The organism is Pseudoalteromonas sp. T1lg23B, assembly GCF_002964665.1.
Lineage (GTDB): Bacteria > Pseudomonadota > Gammaproteobacteria > Enterobacterales > Alteromonadaceae > Pseudoalteromonas.
Map to the genome: position 1 here is coordinate 1 of NZ_PQBZ01000036.1, position 230 is coordinate 230.

At 43.0% G+C, this 230-nt stretch carries 1 pseudogene; it reads left to right on the plus strand.

Annotation, left to right across the window (positions count from 1 at the left end):
- Nucleotides 1-230 (plus strand): annotated as a pseudogene (locus C2M32_RS15890) (transposase); the annotation flags it as partial.

The window sequence follows — 230 nt, forward strand, 5'->3', positions numbered from 1 at the left end:
TGCATTGATATATGTGCGTTTGCGGTGATGAGCAATCATACCCATGTGGTGCTGTATGTGGATGATAAAAAAGCCCAAAGACTCAGTGACAGAGCTGTACTCATACGTTGGCACAAGTTGTTTAAAGGCTCGATTCTGGGTCATAAATATCTGCACGATGAGCGTCTAGACGAAGGTCAAAGATTCTTTTTAGACAAAGAGATAAAAGAATACCGACGCCGACTGTCGAG